The sequence below is a fragment of the Streptomyces sp. MAI_2237 genome (assembly GCF_054189285.1).
This window is the reverse complement of sequence record NZ_JAJPGQ010000002.1, coordinates 368570-388908: the sequence shown is the minus strand read 5'-3', so window position 1 is coordinate 388908 and position 20339 is coordinate 368570. Positions and strand designations below refer to the sequence as shown.

The window sequence follows — 20339 nt, the reverse complement described above, 5'->3', positions numbered from 1 at the left end:
AGACATTCGCTTGTCGCATCCCGTGGCCCTTTCGTAGCGTCATCGGCATGCAGATCACCCTGGACAGCCCGGCCACGGCACCCCAGCCGCTGAGCCCCTACTACTCCCAGGTCGCCCGGGTCGAGCACGCCGACGGGGGCGCCCTGTTGTACCTCTCCGGCCAGATCGCCGAGGGCGCGACGCTCGCCGAGCAGACGCGCGGGGCCTTCGAGACGATCGCCGCCCTGCTGAAGGCCCACGGCGCGACCCTCGCGGACGTCATCAACATCCGCACGTACCTGACGGACATCACCGCACTGGAGGAATACGGCTCCGTGCGCCGCGAGTTCCTCACCGGCACCCCGCCCACGAGCATGACGTTCGAGGTGTCCCGGCTGTTCCGACCCGAGGCCCTGGTCGAGATCGAAATCGTGGCGGCGGTGGCACCCGGCAGGTGATACTGCCGCGCGTGAAGACAGCGAAGGCCGTGAACCTGGGTGTCATATTCCTGCTGGAACTGGGTGTCCTCGCGGGCGTCTGGTACTGGGCCTGGAAGAGCGCCTCCGGCTGGGGCCCGCTGCTGGGCCTCGCCGGGGCGGTCGTCCTCGCGGTGCTGTGGGGCCTGTTCGGCTCCCCGCGCGCCAGGTTCAAGGTCCACGGCGCCGCCCGAGTCGCCTTCGAGACGCTGTGGTTCGGGTCCGGCGCGGTGCTGTGGTTCGCGGCCGGGGCCCATGTCTGGGCGATCGTCTTCGCCGTCGTGTGCGTCGTGAGCAAGACCCTCGCCCAGGTCTGGCGCCAGTAGCGGGCGCGTTCAGACGTCCTCGCCCAGCAGCGCGAGGAAGTCCCGGAACGCCGCCGGCATGTCCACCGACTCCGGGTCCAGCAGCCACTGGTACTGCAGCCCGTCCATCACGGCGACCAGCAACGGCGCCGTCCGTTCCGGCGTCAGCCCGTTCGGCAGCCGGTCGCCGTACTCGGCGCGCAGGACCGTCGCCATGCTCTCGCGCACCTGCCGGTACCGCTGTGTGAAGTACCCGCGCGCGGGATGCCCCTCCGTCACGCTCTCCCCCAGCAGTGCCGAGAAGGTCTGGATGATGCCGGGTCGCATGGCGTTGTACTCCACGAGCGAGGCCAGCAGATCGACCCGCCACCGCGTGGCCGGCACGGCGTCCCACTGGTCCCGCTCCTCCAGCACCGCCACCAGCAGCGCCTCCTTGGTCGGGAAGTGGTGCAGCAGCCCCTGCTGGGTGAGCCCCACCTTCTCCGCCACCGCCGCCAGACTCGCCCCCCGGTAACCGCGCTCGGCGATCACCTCCAGCGCCGCCCGGACGATCTCCGCGCGCCGTTCCTCGCTCCTGACCCTGGCGTTCATGGCGTCACCGTACGACATCGCCGTACGGTCATTGTCACGGCAGGATAACGAAACCTACCGCGTTACAGGGAACGGGTGCACGATGGGCCCCGAGACGACAGGACGTGACGAGGAGGCACCGCGATGGCGGCAACCCCGGGAAACCCGGCCGACCAGGCCCGTGAGGCGGCCGTCGAGGCGGCCCTCGGCAAACTGGACCTGGACGCCAAGGCCCGGCTGCTGTCCGGCCAGGACATGTGGTCCCTGCCCGCCCTGCCGGAGATCGGGCTGAGGTCGCTCGTCATGTCCGACGGCCCGATCGGCGTCCGGGGCGTGCGCTGGACCGCCGACGACCCCTCCGTCGCCCTGCCCTCCCCGACCGCCCTCGCTGCCACCTGGGACCCCGAACTCGCCCGCCGCGCCGGCACCCTGCTCGCCCAGGAGGCCCGGCGCAAGGGCGTGCACGTGCTGCTCGCCCCGACCGTCAACCTCCACCGCTCCCCGCTCGGCGGCCGCCACTTCGAGGCCTACAGCGAGGACCCGTACCTGACCGGACGCATCGGCACCGGGTACGTCACCGGCGTGCAGCAGGGCGGCGTCGGCACCACCGTCAAGCACTTCGTCGCCAACGACGCCGAGACCGACCGCTTCACGGTGAACAACCTGGTGGGCGAGCGCGCGCTGCGCGAGCTGTACCTGACGCCCTTCGAGATGATCGTCGCCGGCGCCCGCCCCTGGGGCGTCATGACCGCCTACAACACGGTCAACGGCACGACGATGACCGAGCACCGCCACCTCGTGAACGAGGTGCTGCGCGGCGAATGGGGGTTCGACGGCTACAACGTCTCCGACTGGATGGCGGCCCGCGACACGGTCGCCGCCGTCCACGGCGGCCTCGACGTCGCCATGCCCGGCCCGCAGACCGTCTACGGCGCCCCCCTCGCCCAGGCCGTGCGCGACGGCCGCGTCGAGGAGGCGGTCGTCGACGAGGCCGTCCGCAACGTCCTGCGGCTCGCCGCCCGCGTCGGCGCCCTGGACGGCGCCGAGCCGGCCGTCACCGCACCGCCCGCGGCCGTCGACGGCGAGGCCCTGGCCCGCGAGATCGCCCGCCGCTCCTTCGTCCTCGTGAAGAACGACCGCGGGGCCCTCCCGCTCAGGCCCGGCACGGTCGCGCTCCTCGGCGCCGCCGCCCGCGACGCCCGGGTCCTCGGCGGCGGCTCCGCCACCGTCTTCCCCTCCCATGTCGTCTCCCCGCTCGACGGCCTCACCGCCGCCCTCCCCGAGGGGGCCCTGACCTACGCCGTCGGCGCCGACCCCGACACCGAACTCGCCGTCGCCGAGAAGGGCTTCGCGCTCAAGGCCGTGTGCCGCGACGCCGACGGGAACGTCATCGGCACCGGCTCCGCCCCCAACGGCCAGATCCAGTGGATGGGTTCCGACCTCCCCGAGGGCGTCACCCACGCCGGCCTGCACACCGTCGAGCTGACCGGCACCTTCACCCCCCGCGACACCGGCCCGCACACCTTCGGCGTCAAGGGCACCGGCCACTTCACCCTCACCGTCGCGGGGACGACGTACTTCGACGACGTCCAGCTCCCCGCCGACGACAGCGACCCCTTCGAGGCGTTCTTCGGCGCCCCCGTGGCCCGCGCCGAGGCCCAACTGACCGCGGGCGAACCGGTCGAGGTCTCCCTCACCCACGTCTACGCCCTCCCCGAGGACATCCCCTTCAAGGTCGTCGCCTTCGCCCTGGCCCACCAGGAACCGGCACGCGACCCCGACGAACTGATCGCCGAGGCCGTCGCCGCGGCCCGGGCCGCCGACACGGCCGTCGTGGTGGTCGCCACCACCGACCGCGTCGAGTCCGAGGGCTACGACCGCAAGGACCTCTGCCTGCCCGGCCGCCAGGACGAGCTGGTCCGCGCCGTCGCCGCCGCCAACCCGAACACCGTCGTGGTCGTCAACTCCGGCTCCCCGGTGGAGCTGCCGTGGCGCGACCAGGTCGCCGCCGTGCTGCTGAGCTGGTTCCCCGGCCAGGAGGGCGGCGCCGCCCTCGCGGACGTCCTGACCGGCGCCCACGAACCGGGAGGCCGGCTGCCCACCACCTGGGGCTCCCTGGCCGACGCCCCGGTCACCCGGGTCACCCCCGAGAACGGCGAACTCCCTTACGCCGAGGGCGTGTTCATCGGCTACCGCGCCTGGGAGAAGGAGGGCAGGACCCCCTCGTACCCCTTCGGCCACGGCCTGGGCTACACCGACTGGGCGTACGAGTCCGTCGAGGTCGAGGGCACCACCGCCAGGGTCCGCGTCCGCAACATCGGACAGCGGGCGGGCCGCGAGGTCGTCCAGGTCTACCTGGCGCCCACCGAGCCCGGCCCCGACCGCCCGGCCCGCCTGCTCGCCGGTTTCGCGGGCGTCGAGGCGGGCCCCGGCGAGACGGCCGAGGCGGTCGTCGAGATCCCGCGCCGGGCCTTCGAGGTGTGGGACGACGTGGTCGGCTCGTGGTCGTTTGTGAAGGGTTCGTACGAGATCCAGGTGAGCCGCTCGATCGCCGACCGTCGTCTCACCGCGACGATTAACGTCTGATACGGGACGACCTCCCCCACGAGCAGCCCCGGTCCGGGACCTGACCCCTGGACCGGGGCAAGCCCGGCGGAGCGCGGATCAGCGCACCCCGAAGCCGTAGACCGTCTCCGAGCGGAACACCTCGCCCGGCCGCAGCACCGTGTCCGGGAACTCCGGCCGGTTCGGGGAGTCGGGGAAGTGCTGGGTCTCCAGCGCCACCCCGTCGCCCGGTGTGAACGGCTCGGGCAGGTGGTCCGCCGTGTACAGCTGCAGCCCCGGCTCGGTGGTCGCCACCGTCAGCACCCGGCCGGACGCCGGGTCGTACAGCTCGGCGACCTGGCGCGGAGCGTCGGTGACACCGCCGTCCAGGGCGAAGTTGTGGTCGAAGCCCGAGCCGACCTTCCTGCCCTGCCGGAAGTCGAAGCGCGTGCCCGTGACCTCCTGAAGGACACCGGTCGGGATCAGATCGGCGTCCACCGGCGTGTACCGGGAGGCGGCGAGGCGCAGTTCGTGACCGCCCGCGTCGCCCGAGCCGGCGAGGTTCCAGTACGAGTGGTTGGTCAGGTTCACCGGCGTCGGCGCGTCCGTCACCGCCTCGTAGGCGATCCGCAGCGAGCCGTCGGCGTCCAGAGTGCAGGTGGCCGTCACCTCCAGCCGCCCGGGGAAGCCCTCCTCGCCGTCCGGGCTGACCCTGGCGAGCCGCACCCCGTGCTCGACCGGAACGACCTCCCACACCCGCTTGTCGAAGCCCTGCGGGCCGCCGTGCAGGGAGTTGGGGGCGTTGTTGGGCTCCAGCTCGTAGGTCACGCCGTCCAGCGTGAAGCGGGCGCCGGCGATGCGGTTGGCGTACCGGCCGACCAGGGCGCCCAGATACGGCCCGGGGTGCTCGACGTAGTCGTCCAGACCGGCGAACCCCAGCACCACGTTCCCGGCACGCCCGTCCCGGTCCGGGATCTCCACCGACTGCACGACCCCGCCGTACGACAGGATCCGCACCCGCACGCCGGCCCGCTCCAGGGTCCAGCGCTCGACCGGGGTGCCGTCGGAAAGTGTGCCGAAGTGTTCGCTCATGAGCGGAACTCTAAGTCACGTGCCTGTCAACGGTGCCGGGCGGTCACCGTCCGGTAGGCGATCTCGGCCAGCCGTGCCTGACCGTTCACGCTCGGGTGGAACCAGTCCCAGTGGCTCAACTGCGCGGTCCCGAAGCGGTACGCGTACACCGCGCCCCCGTCGAACCGGCACCGCCGGTCCTTGCCGCACTCCTCGCGCAGCGCCTGGTTGTACTCCTCCACCCGCTTCTGCACGGTGTTGCGCCGCAGCGTCGCCGCCGAGTCCAGCGCGTCCGCGTCGCCCAGCATGGAGGGGCAGATGCCCAGCTTCCACACCTGCTTGCCCAGCGCGTTCGTCCGGCCCTGCGACCACAGCCGCTTCAGGTTCGGCACGCTCGCCACGTACACCTGCGTCTTCGGCAGCGCCTTGCGCAGGCCGGCGAGCGCGTCCTCGAAGTCGGCCCGGAAGTCGGCCACGGGGGTCATCGCCGCCGTCGAGACCCGGCAGGCGTCGTTCGCCCCCACCATCACCGTCACCAGCTGCGGCTTCCTCGCCACGGCCCGCGTGATCTGCCCCGGGAGATCGGCCATCCGCGCACCCGTCACCGCGTAGTTCCAGCTCCGCTCGGCCGCCTTCGTCCTCCCCAGGAGCCGGACGGCGAGCGAGTCGACCTCGGTGCTGGACCCGGTCGCCCACGACACCTCCGGGCAGTCCGACAGGACCGTGCACGCGTCGAAGCCGCGGGTGATGGAGTCGCCGACGGCAGCGACGGAGCTCGGGCTGACATCCCAGGCGGGCGCCCGCCTCGCGCTGTGCGTGGGCGCCGCCTCGTCGCCACCGACCGCGTCGCAGCCGGCGACGCCCAGGACGGCCGCCGCCGTGACGGCGAGAACGGCCCGTGAACGGTGGCTGGGCTTCCGCATCCGCTGCTGTTCCCCTCGGTCGGCGTGCTGGGAGGTCTCCCCTCATGACAACGCGCGGGAGTTCCCGAACCCGGCAGCGCGCAACGGTTCGCACCCGTACAAGCGTCCTGCCGGGTGAATGGCGGGGGTTTCGGCGCATCAAGACCGACGGTACGTCACACTCCTTGCGCCGCCGCACGGTAGCCTCGCCATCAACGTGGTTCCCCCGGCCACGGCCGTTCGCCAGTTCGCAAGATGTCCCGCTCTGCCCGGAGGTCCCGGTGACGACTCGTGGAGTTCTGTACGTGCACTCCGCGCCGCGCGCGCTGTGCCCGCACGTCGAGTGGGCCGTCGCCGGGGTGCTCGGCACGCGCGTCAACCTCGACTGGATCCGGCAGCCCGCCGCGCCGGGCACCTGGCGCTCGGAGTTCTCCTGGCAGGGCCAGGCGGGCACCGCCTCCAAGCTCGCCTCCGCGCTGCGCGGCTGGCATTTGCTGCGCTTCGAGGTCACGGCCGAGCCCTGCCCCACGGCCGAGGGCGAGCGCTACAGCTGCACTCCCGACCTCGGCATCTTCCACGCCGTCACCGGCATCCACGGCGACATCCTGATCCCGGAGGACCGCCTGCGGGCCGCCCTGGTCCGCTCCCAGCGGGACGAGACGGACCTGGAGGCGGAGATCGCCAAGCTGCTGGGCAAGCCGTGGGACGACGAACTGGAGCCCTTCCGCTACGCGGGCGAGGGGGCACCCGTGCGGTGGCTCCACCAGGTCGTCTGAGTCAACCTCAAGGAGCCAACCCAGGGGCGCGGGGAACTGCGCGACCAGCCACAACGCCCCCGCACCCGGCCGTGAACAGACGACACGACGGCGAACGGCCCGATCTCCCACCGGAGACCGGGCCATTTCCGTTCAACGGCGCTCTCAGACCGTCCGGAACGCCAGGACCACGTTGTGCCCGCCGAAGCCGAACGAGTCGTTCAGCGCGGCGATACGGCCCTCCACGGGCAGCTTGCGGGCCTCGCCGCGGACGACGTCGGCGGCGGCCTCCGCCTCCGGGTCGAGGTTGTCGATGTTGATCGTCGGCGGGGCCACCCGGTGGTACAGGGCGAGCACGGTCGCGACGGTCTCGATGCCGCCCGCCCCACCCAGCAGGTGACCGGTCATCGACTTGGTCGCGGAGACGGCCATGTGGTCGGCGTCGTCGCCGAAGACCTTGCGCAGCGCCTTCAGTTCGGCGATGTCACCGGCCGGCGTCGAGGTGGCGTGCGCGTTGACGTGCACGATCTCCGACGGGTCCAGGTCGGTGCGCTCCAGCAGGTGCTCCAGGGCCTGCGAGATGCCGCGGCCCTCCGGCTCGGGCTGCACGATGTCGTGGCTGTCGGCGGAGATGCCCTGCCCGACCGCCTCGGCGTACACGCGGGCACCGCGCTGGGCGGCGTGCTCCGCGGACTCCAGGACGACGACACCCGCGCCCTCGCCCAGGACGAAGCCGTCACGGGCCGTGTCGTAGGGACGCGAGGCGCCCTCGGGGTCCTCGTTGTTCTTGGACATCGCCATCATGTTGCCGAACGCGGCGATGGGCAGCGGGTGGATGGCCGCCTCGGTGCCACCGGCGACGACGACGTCGGCGCGGCCCGTGCGAATCATCTCGATGGCGTAGCCGATGGCCTCGGCGCCCGAGGCGCACGCGGAGACCGGCGTGTGCACGCCCGCCCGGGCGCCCACGAGCAGGCCCACGTTGGCGGAGGGGCCGTTCGGCATCAGCATGGGGACGGTGTGCGGGGAGACGCGGCGGACGCCCTTCTCCTTGAGCACGTCGTACTGGTCGAGGAGGGTCGTCACGCCGCCGATGCCGGAGGCGATGACCGCGCCGAGACGGTCCGGGTCGACCTTCGGGTCCTCACCGGCCTTGCCCTCGAAACCGGCGTCCGCCCACGCCTCCTTGGCGGCGACCAGCGCGAACTGCGCCGAGCGGTCCAGGCGGCGGGCCTGCGGCCGGGGGATGACCTCGGTGGGTTCCACCGCGACGGGCGCGGCGATGCGGACCGCCTGATCGGCGGCCCACTCCTGCTCCAGGGGCTTCACACCGGACCTGCCGGCGATCAGACCCTCCCAGGTAGAGGCTGCGTCGCCACCCAGCGGTGTGGTTGCGCCGATACCGGTGACGACCACGGTGCGATTGGTCGGGCTCACGGGAATTCTTTCTCCAATTACGAGGATTAAGCGGCGCCACCGCCGGGTGGCGGGGCCGGTCAGCGTCCGACCCGAGCAGGAACTCAGGCCTGGTGCTTGAGGATGTAGTCGGTCGCGTCGCCGACGGTCTTGAGGTTCTTGACGTCCTCGTCCGGGATCTTGACGTCGAAGCGCTCTTCGGCGGCGACGACGACCTCGACCATGGACAGCGAGTCGACGTCCAGGTCGTCGGTGAAGGACTTGTCCAGCTGGACGTCCTCAACCGGGATGCCGGCGATCTCGTTCACGATGTCGGCGAGACCGGCGACGATCTCTTCCTGAGTGGCGGCCATGTCAGGCGCTCCTTCTTTGTGATCCAGAGGGTTGGGCACCCGCCGCGACAGCGGCAGATTGTTGCTGCTCTCGTGCCGGACCTTCGTGATCCGGCACGGAGTGCCTAGGGGAGGGTAACGACAGTCGCGGCGTAGACGAGACCCGCCCCGAAGCCGATGACGAGCGCGGTGTCGCCGCTCTTCGCCTCACCGGTCGCCAGGAGCCGCTCCATCGCGAGCGGGATCGAGGCGGCCGAGGTGTTGCCGGTGGTGCGCACGTCACGCGCGACCGTGACGTGCTCCGGCAGTTTCAGCGTCTTCACCATCGAGTCGATGATCCGCTCGTTGGCCTGGTGGGGAATGAAGACGTCCAGGTCGTTCGTGCTGATCCCGGCCGCGTCCAGCGCCTGCTGGGCGACCTTCGCCATCTCGAACACGGCCCAGCGGAACACCGCCTGGCCCTCCTGCGTGATCGCAGGGAACTTCTCGACCGAGCCCTCGCGGTAGTCCGTCCACGGCACGGTCTGCTTGATGGTCTCCGCCTTGTCGCCCTCGGAGCCCCACACGGTCGGGCCGATCGCGGGCTCCTGGGACGGGCCGACCACGACCGCGCCCGCGCCGTCGCCGAACAGGAAGGCCGTGGCGCGGTCGTGCAGGTCGGTGAGGTCGGACAGCCGCTCGACGCCGATGACGAGGACGTACTCGGCGCTGCCCTCGACGATCATGCCCTTGGCGAGGGTGAGGCCGTAGCCGAAGCCCGCGCAGCCGGCCGAGATGTCGAAGGCGGCGGCCTTGTTCGTGCCCAGCTTGTCGGCGATCTCGGTCGCCACGGCCGGCGTCTGCTTGAAGTGCGAGACGGTGGAGACGATCACGCCGCCGATCTGCTCGGCGGAGATCCCGGCGTCGGCGATGGCCTTGCCGGACGCCTCGATCGACATCGCGGCCACGGTCTCCTCGTCGGAGGCCCAGTGCCGGGTCTGGATGCCGGAGCGCGAACGGATCCACTCGTCGGAGGAGTCGATCGTCTCGAGGATCACCTCGTTGGGCACGACCCGCGTCGGGCGGTAGCCGCCCACGCCGAGGATGCGCGCGTACGGGGCGCCCTTGCTGGGCTTGATCTTCGACATGTTCGTACGGCTCCTTAGGGCGTCAGGCCTGTGCGTGCTCGGCGAGGAGCGCGCGGGCCGCGTCGAGGTCGTCGGGTGTCTTGAGCGCGAGGGTCTGCACGCCGGGCAGGGCGCGCTTGGCGAGGCCCACCAGCGTGCCGCCGGGGCACACCTCGACGATCGCGGTCGCGCCGAGCTCCTTGAACGTCTCCATGCACAGGTCCCAGCGGACCGGGTTGGCGACCTGGCCGACCAGCCGCTCGACGACCTCGGCGCCGGTGGCGACGGTCCGCCCGTCCTTGTTGGAGACGTACGTGACCTTCGGGTCGGCCGGGGCGAGGTCCGCGGCGGCCTTCGCCAGCGCGTCCACGGCCGGGGCCATGTGATGCGTGTGGAAGGCGCCCGCGACCTTCAGCGGGACGACCTTGCGGACGCCCTCGGGCTTGTCCTCGTTCAGCGCGGCGAGCTGCTCCAGCGTGCCCGCGGCGACGATCTGGCCCGCGCCGTTGACGTTCGCCGCGGTCAGCCCCAGCCGCTCCAGGTGCGCGGCGGAGACCTCGGGGTCGCCGCCGAGCAGCGCCGACATGCCGGTCTCGGTGATCGCGGCGGCATCGGCCATCGCCAGACCCCGCTTGCGTACGAGGGTCAGCGCGGCGGTGTCGTCGAGGACGCCGGCGAAGGCGGCGGCGGTGATCTCGCCGACGGAGTGGCCCGCGACCGCGCCGGGCAGGATGTCACCCAGTGCCGCGCCGGACAGGATTCCGGCCGCGACCAGCAGCGGCTGCGCCACCGCTGTGTCGCGGATGGCGTCGGCGTCGGCCTGTGTGCCGTAGTGGGCGAGGTCCAGTCCGATGGCGTCCGACCAGGCGGCGACGCGGTCGGCGGCGCCGGGCAGTTCGAGCCAGGGAGTCAGGAAGCCGGGCGTCTGGGCGCCCTGGCCGGGAGCGACGAGTACGAGCACTCTCACACTCTCTCTTGTGGACGGGCACGGCCGCCCGTGGGGACAGGGACGAAGAACACGAGGGGGTTTTGTGGAGCCCCGACAAAAGACTAGGCCGGTAGATCTCCATCGGCCAGACGCCCCAGGATCAGCGCGATCCGCAGCGTGAACGCCGAACGTACATCAGAGGGCGACCAGCCGGTGACGTCAGTCACACGTCGAAGCCGGTAGCGCACGGTGTTCGGATGGACGAAGAGCATCCGGGCCGCACCTTCGAGGCTGGACGCCTGTTCGAGATACACGGCGAGCGTCTCCAGGAGAGCCGACCCCGCCTCCTCCAGTGGTCTGTAGATCTCCTCCACCAATTGCTCGCGCGCACCGGGGTCCCCGGCGATGGCGCGCTCCGGAAGCAAATCGTCCGCCAGTACCGGGCGCGGGGCGTCCTGCCACGCCGAGCACGCCTTGAGCCCGGCGGCGGCGGCCTGCGCGGACCGGGTCGCGGCCAGCAGGTCCGGCACCACCGGCCCCGCGACCACGGGCCCCGCCGCGTACGGCCCGATCAGCGATTTCGCGACGGCCAGCGGGTTGTCGCTGCCGCCGGCGATGACGACGAGACGGTCGCCGAGCACCCCCGTCAGCACCTGCAGCTTGGCGTGCCGGGCGGCCCGCCGGATCGCCTCGACGGTCAGCTCGGAGTCCCCGTCCGGGGCCGTGCCCAGCACCACGCACACATGCTCGGGCGCGTTCCAGCCGAGCGCGGCCGCCCTGCTCACGGCCCCCTCGTCGGCCTCCCCGCTGAGCACCGCGTTGACCACCAGGGACTCCAGGCGCGCGTCCCAGGCACCGCGTGCCTCGGCGGCCTGGGCGTACACCTGGGCGGTGGCGAAGGCGATCTCTCGGGCGTACACCAGCAGCGCCTCGCGCAGCACGCTCTCGTCGCCGGGCGCCGCGACCTCGTCGATGGCCGACTCCATGACCTCGATGGTCGTGCGCACCATCTCCACGGTCTGCCGCAGCGTGATGGCCCGGGTCAGCTCGCGCGGGGCGGTGCCGAAGACGTCGGTGGAGATGGCCTGCGGGGCGTCGGGACGCCGGAACCACTCGGTGAAGGCCGCGATGCCGGCCTGGGCGACCAACCCGATCCAGGAACGGTTCTCCGGGGGCATGGCCCGGTACCAGGGCAGCGTCTCGTCCATGCGCGCGATGGCCTGCGCGGCGAGGGACCCCGACGACTTCTCCAGCCGCTTCAGGGTCGCGGCGTGCGAATGTGCGGCGGTATGGGCTGCTTCGGGCCTGGTGGCTTCGGGTTCGGGCACGGGGACAAGACTGCCTTATCCGGACGACGGCGTGCGCCGCAGGGTTGCCGGTGGCCGCCACGCGGCGCCGTCCGCGCCGCTACCGTGGGACGCGTGATGGACGTACGGCGCGCTGCTGAGCGCTACCCGGGGGGCGACGCGGCGGCCGGTATCGCGTCGTGGCACGCCTTTTCCTTCGGCCCGCACTACGACCCCGACAACCTCCGCTTCGGCGCCGTCATCGCCTGCAACGAGGAGCGCCTCGCCCCCGGCGCCGGCTTCGACGAACATCCCCACAGCCACACCGAGATCGTGACGTGGGTGGTCGAGGGCGAGCTGACGCACCGGGACTCGGCGGGCCACCAGACCCGGGTGCGCCCCGGCGACGTCCAGCGCCTCAGCTCGGCGGCGGGCGTGCGCCACGTCGAACGCAACGACACCACCGAGCCCCTGACCTTCGTCCAGATGTGGCTGGCCCCGCTGCACCCCGGCGGCACCCCGTCCTACGAGATCGTCCGGGGCATCGCCGACTCCACTCCCTACGCGGTCCCGGAGGCGGCCGCGATGCTGCACGTACGCCGCCTGTCGGCGGGGGAGCGGACCGCGGTCCCGGACGGCCCCTTCGTCTACGTGCACGTCGTGCGCGGCGAAGTGGCCCTGGAGGGCGAGGAGTTGGGCGAGGGCGACGCGGCCCGCCTGACGGACGCCAAGGACCTGGAGGCAATCGCGACGACGAACGCCGAGCTGCTGATGTGGGAGATGACGGCGGGCTAGCCGGCCCGGCGGGCCTCCGCCAGTACCGCGTCGGTGAACGCCGGCCATGCCTCCACGGCCCACGGCCCGAAGGCCCGGTCCGTCAGAGCGGCGCACGCGATCCCCGCGTCCGGGTCGATCCACAGGAACGTGCCCGACTGGCCGAAGTGGCCGAAGGTGCGCGGCGAGGAGGAGGCGCCCGTCCAGTGCGGGGACTTGGAGTCGCGGATCTCGAAGCCCAGGCCCCAGTCGTTGGGGTTCTGGTGGCCGTAGCCCGGCAGGACGCCCTTAGTCCCCGGGTACTGGACGGTCATCGCCTGCGCGACCGTGCGCGGGTCCAGCAGGCGCGGCGCCTGCACCTCCGCCGCGAACCGCAGCAGGTCGGCCACGGTGGAGACGCCGTCCTTCGCGGGGGAGCCGTCGAGCGTCGTCGACGTCATGCCCAGCGGCTCCAGCACCGCCTGCCGCAGATACTCGCCGAACGGGATGTCCGTCGCCTTGGCGATGTGGTCGCCGAGCTGCTCGAAGCCGGCGTTGGAGTACAGGCGGCGCTCACCGGGCGGGGCCGTCACGCGGTGCTCGTCGAAGGCCAGCCCGGAGGTGTGGGCGAGCAGGTGCCGCACCGTCGATCCCGTCGGCCCGGCCGGCTCGTCGAGCTCGACGGCCCCCTCCTCGTACGCGACGAGGGCGGCGTACGCCGCGAGCGGCTTGGTGACCGAGGCCAGCGGGAAGGCGCGGTCGGCCGGCCCGTGGACCCCCAGGACCACACCGTCGGCCCGCACGACCCCCGCCGCCGCGGTGGACACCGGCCAGTTCTCGATCAACGCAAGGCTCTCCAAGGACATGCCGCCGAGCCTAAGCCGCTCAGAGCCTCAGCATCATCGTGGGGTCCGGCTTGTGGGCGAAGCCCAGGGAGGCGTAGAGCGGCTCTGCCTCGGCGGAGGCGGTGAGCATGACCTGCCCGGCGCCCCGTTCCCGGAACCACTCCAGGAGCTCCTCCATGCACGCGCGGGCGTAGCCGCGGCGCCGCGCCTCCGGATCGGTGGCCACGCTGAAGACGTAGCCGGAGCGGCCGCGCGGATTGCCCGCCTTGCCGATCCGGTAGTCGACCGTCCCGACGACCAGCGCCGCCAGCGCGCCCGGCCGCTCCGGATGGTCGACGACAAATGCCGCGAAGTCCCCGTCCGCCTCGCCCAGCCGCTGTGCCAGGATCGGCAGCGACTCCTCGTGCCACTCCGCCGAACCGTCGCCGCCGGGCAGGTCGTCGATCATCACCTGACGCAGCCGCAGCACCTCCCGGGCGTCCGCGGACCCGGCACGTCGTACGAGACTCATGCGGGGCACGCTAGCCGCCGTCCCGAGCGGACGTCTGCCGATTTCTTACCGGTTCCGCTTGCTTGGAGTGCACTCGAAGGCCATAGCTTTGAGGGCATGACGGTGATGGAGACCACCCCTACCAGGACCGACTCCTGCGGAGCCCCGCCCCACCCGCACCGGCGCCCCGAGGGCCAGGACAGCTACACGATCAGCGAGGTCGTCGCCTTCACCGGGCTGACGGCGCACACCCTGCGCTGGTACGAGCGGATCGGACTGATGCCGCACGTCGACCGCTCCCACACCGGCCAGCGCCGCTACAGCAACCGCGACCTCGACTGGCTCGACCTCGTCGGCAAGCTCCGGCTCACCGGCATGCCGGTCGCCGACATGGTGCGGTACGCGGAGCTGGTGCGCGAGGGCGACCACACCTTCGGCGAGCGGTTCGAACTGCTGGAGGCGACCCGCCGGGACGTGCTCACCCGGATCGCGGAGCTGCAGGACACCCTCGCGGTGCTCGACCGGAAGATCAGCTTCTACGCCGACGCGGGCCGCGCCCGCGCGTACGAGGCGGAGAAGGCGCGATGACCGACCGGTACGCGGACATGGCGTTCGCGTCCGCCGGCCGGGAGTGACTCACAGCTCCGCGAGCAGCTCCGCCTTCTTCGTGGAGAACTCCTCGTCCGTCACCAGCCCGGCCTGATGCAGCTCGCCCAGGTGACGGATGCGCTCGGCGATGTCGGCCGGATCGCGGCGCGGGGCCGCCGCGGGAACGACCGCGGCGGCCCCGCGCCGCCGTATCGCCCCCAGCACGGCCGCTGCGAACGGCAGCGACTCGTGGACGGGCCCGTACCCGAGCCCGAACACCACGGACGCCGGGTCCTGGTCGGCCTGAGCGGGCGCACCCGCCCCGTCGCGCCGCAGCAGCCGCAGATGCCCCTCGAACACCTCCGGTGAGCGCCACTCCACCCCGCTCAGCTCGTCGACGTCGAAGACCTGGTCCCCGGCCTTCCACTTCGCCGACGACGCCCCGGTCCAGAACCAGCGGAAGCTCACCGTCCTGCCGTCGAAGGACGCCTTGGCGTCGTACGCCTTGAACTGGCGCGGCGCCTCGGGCGCGGCCACCAGATGACGGTCCACCGGCCCGCCGCCGTCCAGCAGCGGGCGAAGCTCGTCGACGTAGTGCTCGGCCAGCGTCTCCTTCTCGGCGGGCAGCACCAGCCGGTAGGGATCGCAGGTCTCCTTCAGCTGCCCGGCCGCCGCGTCCAGCAGCGGATCGGCGCCCTCGCGCAGCTCGGCCCGCACCACCACCGTCCCGCGCCGCCCCGGCGTCAGCGTCACTCCCGCGATCGCCTCGAGCGGCACACGGCGCTCCCCGAGCGCCTGGAACAGCTTGGGTGTCCGAATCCCCCGTTCGTAACGGATGAGCACGGAGTCGGACTCGAACTCCCAGGCGGCATGAAATCCGGCCAGTACGTCACCCATGCGGCTCATCGTATGCGTGGTCCGCTCCTTCGTCGCCACCTCGCGCAGACCGCAGTTTCTGCGCCTCTACGCGCGTCCGGCCGTCTCCGTACCGGACAAACCCGCGCTGCACACGCCGTCTTCGCGTGCGCAGACCACCGACCGGTACGCGCCAACCCCGATCTCCGCGAAGTTCAGCAGGCTCGCCGTACCCGGCTCGAAGTACCCGGCGTGGCCCTTGGCGCCCTGCGCCGACAGCACCCGCGCCCCGAAGGCCGCCGACACCGGGTCGGCGCCGTGCCCGAGCCCGCCGAGCTGCAGGTAGGGCACGTCCTGGATCCAGTCCGTGGCGTCCCGCATCGCCCACACCGTCGCGGAGGTGTGCAGGTTCGCCGCCCTCTCGACGCGCATGCCGGGGCTGGCGGCCGCGACGATGTCGGACACCCGGCGCGGCAGCGCGTGCGCGGCGACCCCGCAGACGACCGAGCCGTAGCTGTGGCAGAACAGCGAGACCGGCGCCCTGCCGGGCAGCGCCCCGAGGAGGGCGTTCAGCCGTACCGAGCCGTCCCGCGCGCGCGTGCCCGTCGCCGAGTCGATGCCGAGTCCGGCCGGTGCCGTGTAGTCGGCCCAGGCGATCACGGCCGTCCGCGTCGTCGGGCTCGCGTCCCGCTCGGCGGCGTACAGCGACTTGGCCATGCCGACGGGCGCCGAGTAGGGGCGGTAGGTCTTCTGGAAGGTGAGCAGGTCGGTGTCGACGCCGGGGACGATCACCGAGACCCGCCGGGCCCGTTCCAGGTTCCCGAACACCTCGGCGATCCGCCCGTTGCCGTCGGGGTCGAAGGCGAGGATGTGCCGCCCGTGCTGCAGCAGCGACTCGTAGCGGTGCATACGGCGGCCCGCCTCCTGCTGCCCGGCCGGCGAGAGGCGGTTGTCGCGCATGCGCCGCAGCTCGACCCTGCGCTGGGAGTCCAGCGCGAGACGGTTGGCGCGGTAGCGCAGGGCGACGGGGGCGCCGTTCATGTTGCCGACCACGAGCGGGTAGCGGCGGGCGAGCAGCGCGCGCTCCTGGGCGGTGAGCGAGGAGAAGAAGCGGGCCAGGCGCGTGGGAGAGGCGTCCGGGTCCGGCAGCGCGTGGCCGTGTATCCGGCCGTGCTCCCAGGAGGACAGCGAGGCCTGGAGCGGGGTCTTCGCGCCGTGGCTGCGCAGGGCGGTCCAGCCGGTGGTCGCCAGCATCACGAAGACGACGGCCAGCGCGAGCAGTGCGCGCCAGACGTTCAGTTGCGGGGAGGTGTCGAAGGAAGTCACTGGAAGGACACACTAGGAGAACGAGCGGGTCTCGCGTGAGCCGAGTGACGGGTATCACGTTTCGATAAACGTGGCGTTGGGCTCACTGTCTCTCAGCGTGTCCGCCAGTTCTCGGTGAGTGCCGGTCCCACCTGTTCGAGGTACGAGATCGTCAGCGCGCGCATGGCCTCCAGGCTGAAGTCCTCGCCGGTGCTCCACTGCCGCTCGGTCACCCGCATGACCCCGCCGAACACCGCCACCGCCAGCCGCGGCCGCGGGTCGGCCTCCACGTCCAGTCCCTCGCGCTCGGCCAGCACCCGTGCCATGGCCTCCTCGATCTCCATGTTGCGCCGCAGATGGGCGGCGAGCAGCACCGGGGTGGACTCGATCACCCGGTACATGCGCAGGTACAGCTCGACCGGTACGACGGCCTCGATCACCTCGTTGAGGGTCTGCCAGCCTTCCAGGACCGCCTGCTTGAGCGCCTCCATCGGCGCCTCCTCGGCCGGCCGCTCGCGCACCGCCGCCACGAAGCGCGTCACGACCAGCTCCTGCAGGGCGAGGGCGGCCTCCTCCTTGCCCGCGTAGTAGCGGAAGAAGGTGCGCTGGGAGACGTCGACTGCGTCGGCGATGTCGTCGACGGTCGTCCGCTCGTAGCCGCGCGTGGTGAACAGTTCGACGGCGGCCCGCAGCAGCGCGTCCCTGGTGCGCTGCTTCTTGCGTTCGCGGAGTGTTTCCATACGCGTCAGTTACCGACTTGTGAACTGGTTTGTCAATTGTCAGCGGCTGACACTAGCCTCGAACACATGACTAGTCAGACCATCGGTACGACGGGGCCGGAGGACAAGGCGCCGGCAGTCCCGTCGGAGGAGTCGCCGCAGCCCTCGGGGCTGCGCGGCCACCCCTGGTTCACCCTGATCACCGTGGCCGTGGGCGTCATGATGGTGGCCCTGGACGGCACCATCGTGGCCATCGCCAACCCGGCCATCCAGAAGGACCTCAAGGCGAGCTTCGCCGACGTCCAGTGGATCACCAACGGCTACTTCCTGGCCCTCGCGGTCTCCCTGATCACCGCGGGCAAGCTAGGCGACCGCTTCGGCCACCGCCAGACCTTCCTGATCGGCGTCACCGGCTTCGCCGCCGCCTCGGGCGCCATCGGCCTGTCGCACAGCATCGCCGCGGTCGTCACCTTCCGCGTCTTCCAGGGCCTGTTCGGCGCCCTGCTGATGCCGGCCGCGCTGGGCCTGCTGCGGGCGACCTTCCCGGCCGAGAAGCTGAACATGGCGATCGGCATCTGGGGCATGGTCATCGGCGCCTCCACCGCGGGCGGCCCGATCCTCGGCGGCGTCCTCGTCGAGCACGTCAACTGGCAGTCGGTGTTCTTCATCAACGTGCCGGTCGGTGCGATCGCCCTGCTCCTGGGCCTGCTGATCCTGCTCGACCACCGCGCGCAGAACGCCCCGCGCTCCTTCGACCTGCTGGGCATCGCCCTGCTGTCGGCCGCCATGTTCTGCCTGGTCTGGGCCCTGATCAAGGCGCCGGCCTGGGGCTGGGGCGACGGCAAGACCTGGGCCTTCATCGCCGCGTCGGTCCTCGGCTTCGCCCTCTTCTCCGTCTGGGAGACGAAGGTCAAGGAGCCGCTGATCCCGCTCGGCCTCTTCCGCTCCGTCCCGCTGTCCGCGGGCGTGGTCCTCATGGTCCTCATGGCCATCGCCTTCATGGGCGGCCTGTTCTTCGTGACGTTCTATCTGCAGAACGTGCACGGCATGAGCCCCATCGACGCCGGTCTCCACCTGCTGCCGCTCACCGGCATGATGATCGTCGCCTCGCCGCTCGCGGGTGTGGCGATCACCAAGCTCGGCCCGCGCGTCCCGCTGGCCGGCGGCATGATCGCGACCGCGGTCGCCATGTACGGCATGTCGACGCTCGAGGTCGACACCGGCAGCGCCGTGATGTCGATCTGGTTCGGTCTGCTCGGCCTCGGTCTCGCGCCGGTCATGGTCGGCGCCACCGAGGTCATCGTCGGCAACGCCCCCATGGAGCTGTCCGGCGTCGCCGGCGGCCTGCAGCAGGCGGCGATGCAGATCGGCGGCAGCCTCGGTACGGCGGTGCTGGGCGCCGTCATGGCCTCCAAGGTCGACAACGACCTCGCGGCCAACTGGAAGGACGCGGGCCTGCCGCCGCTCACCCCGGGCCAGCTCGACCAGGCGTCCGAGGCGGTCCAGGTGGGAGTCGCCCCGGTCGCCAAGGGCACCCCGGAGCCGATCGTCGCGAAGATCACGGGCGTCGCGCACGACACGTTCATCTCGGGCATGAGCCTGGCCTCGCTGGTGGCCTGCGGGGTCGCGGCCGTGGCCGTCCTCGTCGCCCTGCTCACCAAGCGCGGCGAGAACGCCGAGGCGGGCGCGGGCGTCGGCCACATCTGACTTCCCCTATCAGGGTGAAGAGGCTAAAGATCGCTCCCGTTCGGCGCACGCCGCAGGTCACAGTGGGTCAAGCCCTCCGCAGGGGGTGACCGGTGCTGCGGCGCGCTGCCGGAGGGGGACAGCGCGCCGCAGCACCCATGACGCGGTCGGTGATTAGCCGCCGCAACGGGGGTACCCGCTTGTTTGAACCCCGAACAGACCCCGGGGTTCAGGGAGTTGATGATGGCGGGCTTCGGACATGGAACGCGCAGGTACCCCCGCTCACGTGGCCGGACGTGGTCACGGACCGGGCCGGATCGCGCGACGCTCGGAATCATCGGAGTCATCTGCGCGGTCGCCGGGTTCTTCGTGCTGGGGATCATCCTCGGCCCTGTGGCGGTCGTCTGCGGTTGGCTTGCCATGGGCCGCAGCTGGGCGGGCAGCCGTCCGGTGCCGGCTCTGGTCGCCCTGGTGCTGGGCGCCGTGGACACGCTCCTGGCCGTCGTGTGGCTGGCGGGAGCGGCGACCCCGGGGAACGGTCTGTTCTGACCGGGGGCGAGTGAGGGAGGGTCCCCCGGTTGATGGGCCGGGGGACCACCCATGCGGGGGCGGTCCTACAGGCGGTCGGAGACCTCTCGCAGTGCCGCCACCTCGGCCCTGAGGGCCCGGACCTCCTGTGTGAGGGCCTCGATGGCCTGCGTCTGGCGTTGTTCCTCCGCGTCGTCCTTCTCGAAGCGGGCCAGGAACCAGGCGGCGATGTTCGCGGTGACCACACCGAGCAGCGCGATGCCGGACAGCATCAGGCCGACGGCGATCATGCGGCCCAGTCCGGTGGTCGGGGCGTGGTCGCCGTACCCGACGGTCGTCATGGTCGTGAACGACCACCACAGCGCGTCACCCAGCGTGCGGATGTTCCCGTCCGGCGAGTCGCGCTCGACCGACAGCACGGCCAGCGAGCCGAACATCAGCAGCCCGACGACCGCCCCGCCGACGTACGTCGTCAGCCTGATCTGGTGAGCCATCCGGGCCCGCCGCCCCACCAGCAGCAGCGTCGCGACCATGCGCAGCAGCCGCAGCGGCTGCAGGATCGGCAGCACCACCGCGCACAGGTCCAGCCAGTGCCGGCGCATGAACTCCTTACGGTGCCGCGCGAGCACCAGCCGTACCACGTAGTCCGCTGCGAAGGCCCCCCACACCACCCACTCGACCACGGTGCACGCCTGCGTCAGCGCATGGCCCGCCGAGTGGTCCACGATCGGCACGGCGTACGCGACGGCGAACACCACGGTCAGCGCCAGCAGTGGCCGCTGCGTGTGGTGTTCCCAGCGCGCCTGCGCCGTTCGTTGCTCCATGCCCGCATCGTAGGGAAACGGTGAGGGGCGGTGGGACCACAGCCCACCGCCCCTCACCGCTCGGCACCGGCGCGAG

Annotated in this window: 22 protein-coding genes; 8 read left to right on the top strand and 14 right to left on the bottom strand. The window is 71.8% G+C overall.

Translation table 11 applies throughout. The annotated features are described in order from the left end of the window. Positions 1–47 precede the first annotated feature (47 nt). Both LN251_RS06615 and LN251_RS06610 read left to right on the top strand, forming a co-directional pair. Positions 48–437, top strand: a complete 390-nt coding sequence (locus tag LN251_RS06615; protein WP_458243553.1) for a RidA family protein — start codon at positions 48–50, stop codon at positions 435–437. Between the two features lie 11 nt (positions 438–448). Further along, positions 449–781, top strand: coding sequence for a YrdB family protein (locus LN251_RS06610; protein WP_458243552.1), 333 nt, complete (start codon positions 449–451; stop codon positions 779–781). A gap of 9 nt (positions 782–790) precedes the next feature. On the opposite strand, the gene LN251_RS06605 is transcribed toward LN251_RS06610, so the two are convergent. Continuing rightward, positions 791–1369, bottom strand: a complete 579-nt coding sequence (locus tag LN251_RS06605; RefSeq protein WP_458243551.1) for a TetR/AcrR family transcriptional regulator — start codon at positions 1367–1369, stop codon at positions 791–793. 105 nt (positions 1370–1474) lie between these two features. Between LN251_RS06605 and LN251_RS06600 the strand changes: the two genes are divergently transcribed. Next, positions 1475–3916, top strand: coding sequence for a beta-glucosidase (locus tag LN251_RS06600; protein ID WP_458243550.1), 2442 nt, complete (start codon positions 1475–1477; stop codon positions 3914–3916). 78 nt (positions 3917–3994) lie between these two features. Here the strand turns inward: LN251_RS06600 and LN251_RS06595 are convergent, their stop codons facing one another. Both LN251_RS06595 and LN251_RS06590 read right to left on the bottom strand, forming a co-directional pair. Next, positions 3995–4966, bottom strand: a complete 972-nt coding sequence (locus LN251_RS06595; protein WP_458243549.1) for an aldose epimerase family protein — start codon at positions 4964–4966, stop codon at positions 3995–3997. 26 nt (positions 4967–4992) lie between these two features. Further along, positions 4993–5868, bottom strand: coding sequence for an SGNH/GDSL hydrolase family protein (locus tag LN251_RS06590; protein ID WP_458243548.1), 876 nt, complete (start codon positions 5866–5868; stop codon positions 4993–4995). A 260-nt stretch (positions 5869–6128) separates the two neighbouring features. Here LN251_RS06590 and LN251_RS06585 point away from each other — a divergent pair, with 260 nt between their 5' ends. After that, a complete protein-coding gene (locus tag LN251_RS06585) occupies positions 6129–6623 on the top strand; it encodes a DUF3145 domain-containing protein (RefSeq protein ID WP_058925526.1) in 495 nt (164 codons plus the stop codon). A 144-nt stretch (positions 6624–6767) separates the two neighbouring features. Here LN251_RS06585 and fabF read toward each other — a convergent pair whose 3' ends face one another. The 5 genes from fabF to fasR form a co-directional block, all read right to left on the bottom strand. Next, entirely contained in the window at positions 6768–8039 is a 1272-nt protein-coding gene (fabF, locus tag LN251_RS06580) for a beta-ketoacyl-ACP synthase II (protein WP_458243547.1), read from the bottom strand. Positions 8040–8122: 83 nt separating this feature from the next. Next, positions 8123–8371 carry an acyl carrier protein gene (locus tag LN251_RS06575; protein ID WP_015660680.1) on the bottom strand — a complete coding sequence of 83 codons (249 nt, stop codon included), beginning with the start codon at positions 8369–8371 and terminating at the stop codon, positions 8123–8125. Between the two features lie 104 nt (positions 8372–8475). Beyond that, entirely contained in the window at positions 8476–9477 is a 1002-nt protein-coding gene (locus LN251_RS06570) for a beta-ketoacyl-ACP synthase 3 (RefSeq protein WP_458243546.1), read from the bottom strand. Positions 9478–9499: 22 nt separating this feature from the next. Next, positions 9500–10417, bottom strand: a complete 918-nt coding sequence (locus tag LN251_RS06565; protein WP_458243545.1) for an ACP S-malonyltransferase — start codon at positions 10415–10417, stop codon at positions 9500–9502. A gap of 89 nt (positions 10418–10506) precedes the next feature. Beyond that, complete coding sequence (gene fasR, locus LN251_RS06560) at positions 10507–11712, bottom strand: fatty acid biosynthesis transcriptional regulator FasR (protein ID WP_458243544.1); 1206 nt, start codon at positions 11710–11712, stop codon at positions 10507–10509. Positions 11713–11808: 96 nt separating this feature from the next. Here fasR and LN251_RS06555 point away from each other — a divergent pair, with 96 nt between their 5' ends. Beyond that, entirely contained in the window at positions 11809–12465 is a 657-nt protein-coding gene (locus LN251_RS06555; RefSeq protein ID WP_458244143.1) for a pirin family protein, read from the top strand. Here the strand turns inward: LN251_RS06555 and LN251_RS06550 are convergent. Beyond that, complete coding sequence (locus LN251_RS06550) at positions 12462–13289, bottom strand: serine hydrolase domain-containing protein (protein ID WP_458243543.1); 828 nt, start codon at positions 13287–13289, stop codon at positions 12462–12464. The genes LN251_RS06555 and LN251_RS06550 overlap by 4 nt on opposite strands. Positions 13290–13308: 19 nt before the next feature. Continuing rightward, positions 13309–13779, bottom strand: coding sequence for a GNAT family N-acetyltransferase (locus LN251_RS06545; RefSeq protein WP_458243542.1), 471 nt, complete (start codon positions 13777–13779; stop codon positions 13309–13311). Positions 13780–13875: 96 nt separating this feature from the next. Here LN251_RS06545 and LN251_RS06540 point away from each other — a divergent pair, with 96 nt between their 5' ends. After that, positions 13876–14346, top strand: coding sequence for a MerR family transcriptional regulator (locus LN251_RS06540; protein ID WP_458243541.1), 471 nt, complete (start codon positions 13876–13878; stop codon positions 14344–14346). A 48-nt stretch (positions 14347–14394) separates the two neighbouring features. Here the strand turns inward: LN251_RS06540 and LN251_RS06535 are convergent, their stop codons facing one another. From LN251_RS06535 to LN251_RS06525, 3 genes are all read right to left on the bottom strand, one after another. Beyond that, complete coding sequence (locus tag LN251_RS06535) at positions 14395–15252, bottom strand: DUF4429 domain-containing protein (RefSeq protein ID WP_458243540.1); 858 nt, start codon at positions 15250–15252, stop codon at positions 14395–14397. Between the two features lie 57 nt (positions 15253–15309). After that, entirely contained in the window at positions 15310–16527 is a 1218-nt protein-coding gene (locus LN251_RS06530; protein ID WP_458243539.1) for an alpha/beta hydrolase, read from the bottom strand. A 92-nt stretch (positions 16528–16619) separates the two neighbouring features. Further along, positions 16620–17246 carry a TetR family transcriptional regulator gene (locus tag LN251_RS06525; protein ID WP_058925537.1) on the bottom strand — a complete coding sequence of 209 codons (627 nt, stop codon included), beginning with the start codon at positions 17244–17246 and terminating at the stop codon, positions 16620–16622. A gap of 66 nt (positions 17247–17312) precedes the next feature. On the opposite strand from LN251_RS06525, the gene LN251_RS06520 reads away from it, so the two are divergent. Both LN251_RS06520 and LN251_RS06515 read left to right on the top strand, forming a co-directional pair. Then, positions 17313–18932, top strand: a complete 1620-nt coding sequence (locus LN251_RS06520) for an MFS transporter (RefSeq protein ID WP_458243538.1) — start codon at positions 17313–17315, stop codon at positions 18930–18932. A gap of 219 nt (positions 18933–19151) precedes the next feature. Next, a complete protein-coding gene (locus tag LN251_RS06515) occupies positions 19152–19460 on the top strand; it encodes a small hydrophobic protein (protein ID WP_458244142.1) in 309 nt (102 codons plus the stop codon). Positions 19461–19525: 65 nt separating this feature from the next. Here LN251_RS06515 and LN251_RS06510 read toward each other — a convergent pair whose 3' ends face one another. Then, positions 19526–20263 carry an ion channel gene (locus LN251_RS06510; protein ID WP_458243537.1) on the bottom strand — a complete coding sequence of 246 codons (738 nt, stop codon included), beginning with the start codon at positions 20261–20263 and terminating at the stop codon, positions 19526–19528. Positions 20264–20339: the final 76 nt, after the last annotated feature.

Coding starts and splice junctions, on each gene's coding strand:
- LN251_RS06510 (WP_458243537.1), bottom strand. CDS start 20,263: ATGGAGCAACGAACGGCGCAGGCGCGCTGGGAACACCACACGCAGCGG.
- LN251_RS06605 (WP_458243551.1), bottom strand. CDS start 1,369: ATGTCGTACGGTGACGCCATGAACGCCAGGGTCAGGAGCGAGGAACGG.
- LN251_RS06550 (WP_458243543.1), bottom strand. CDS start 13,289: ATGTCCTTGGAGAGCCTTGCGTTGATCGAGAACTGGCCGGTGTCCACC.
- LN251_RS06520 (WP_458243538.1), top strand. CDS start 17,313: ATGACTAGTCAGACCATCGGTACGACGGGGCCGGAGGACAAGGCGCCG.
- LN251_RS06555 (WP_458244143.1), top strand. CDS start 11,809: ATGGACGTACGGCGCGCTGCTGAGCGCTACCCGGGGGGCGACGCGGCG.
- LN251_RS06570 (WP_458243546.1), bottom strand. CDS start 9,477: ATGTCGAAGATCAAGCCCAGCAAGGGCGCCCCGTACGCGCGCATCCTC.
- LN251_RS06595 (WP_458243549.1), bottom strand. CDS start 4,966: ATGAGCGAACACTTCGGCACACTTTCCGACGGCACCCCGGTCGAGCGC.
- LN251_RS06545 (WP_458243542.1), bottom strand. CDS start 13,779: ATGAGTCTCGTACGACGTGCCGGGTCCGCGGACGCCCGGGAGGTGCTG.
- LN251_RS06590 (WP_458243548.1), bottom strand. CDS start 5,868: ATGCGGAAGCCCAGCCACCGTTCACGGGCCGTTCTCGCCGTCACGGCG.
- LN251_RS06615 (WP_458243553.1), top strand. CDS start 48: ATGCAGATCACCCTGGACAGCCCGGCCACGGCACCCCAGCCGCTGAGC.
- LN251_RS06575 (WP_015660680.1), bottom strand. CDS start 8,371: ATGGCCGCCACTCAGGAAGAGATCGTCGCCGGTCTCGCCGACATCGTG.
- LN251_RS06525 (WP_058925537.1), bottom strand. CDS start 17,246: ATGGAAACACTCCGCGAACGCAAGAAGCAGCGCACCAGGGACGCGCTG.
- LN251_RS06515 (WP_458244142.1), top strand. CDS start 19,152: ATGATGGCGGGCTTCGGACATGGAACGCGCAGGTACCCCCGCTCACGT.
- LN251_RS06535 (WP_458243540.1), bottom strand. CDS start 15,252: ATGAGCCGCATGGGTGACGTACTGGCCGGATTTCATGCCGCCTGGGAG.
- LN251_RS06540 (WP_458243541.1), top strand. CDS start 13,876: ATGACGGTGATGGAGACCACCCCTACCAGGACCGACTCCTGCGGAGCC.
- LN251_RS06600 (WP_458243550.1), top strand. CDS start 1,475: ATGGCGGCAACCCCGGGAAACCCGGCCGACCAGGCCCGTGAGGCGGCC.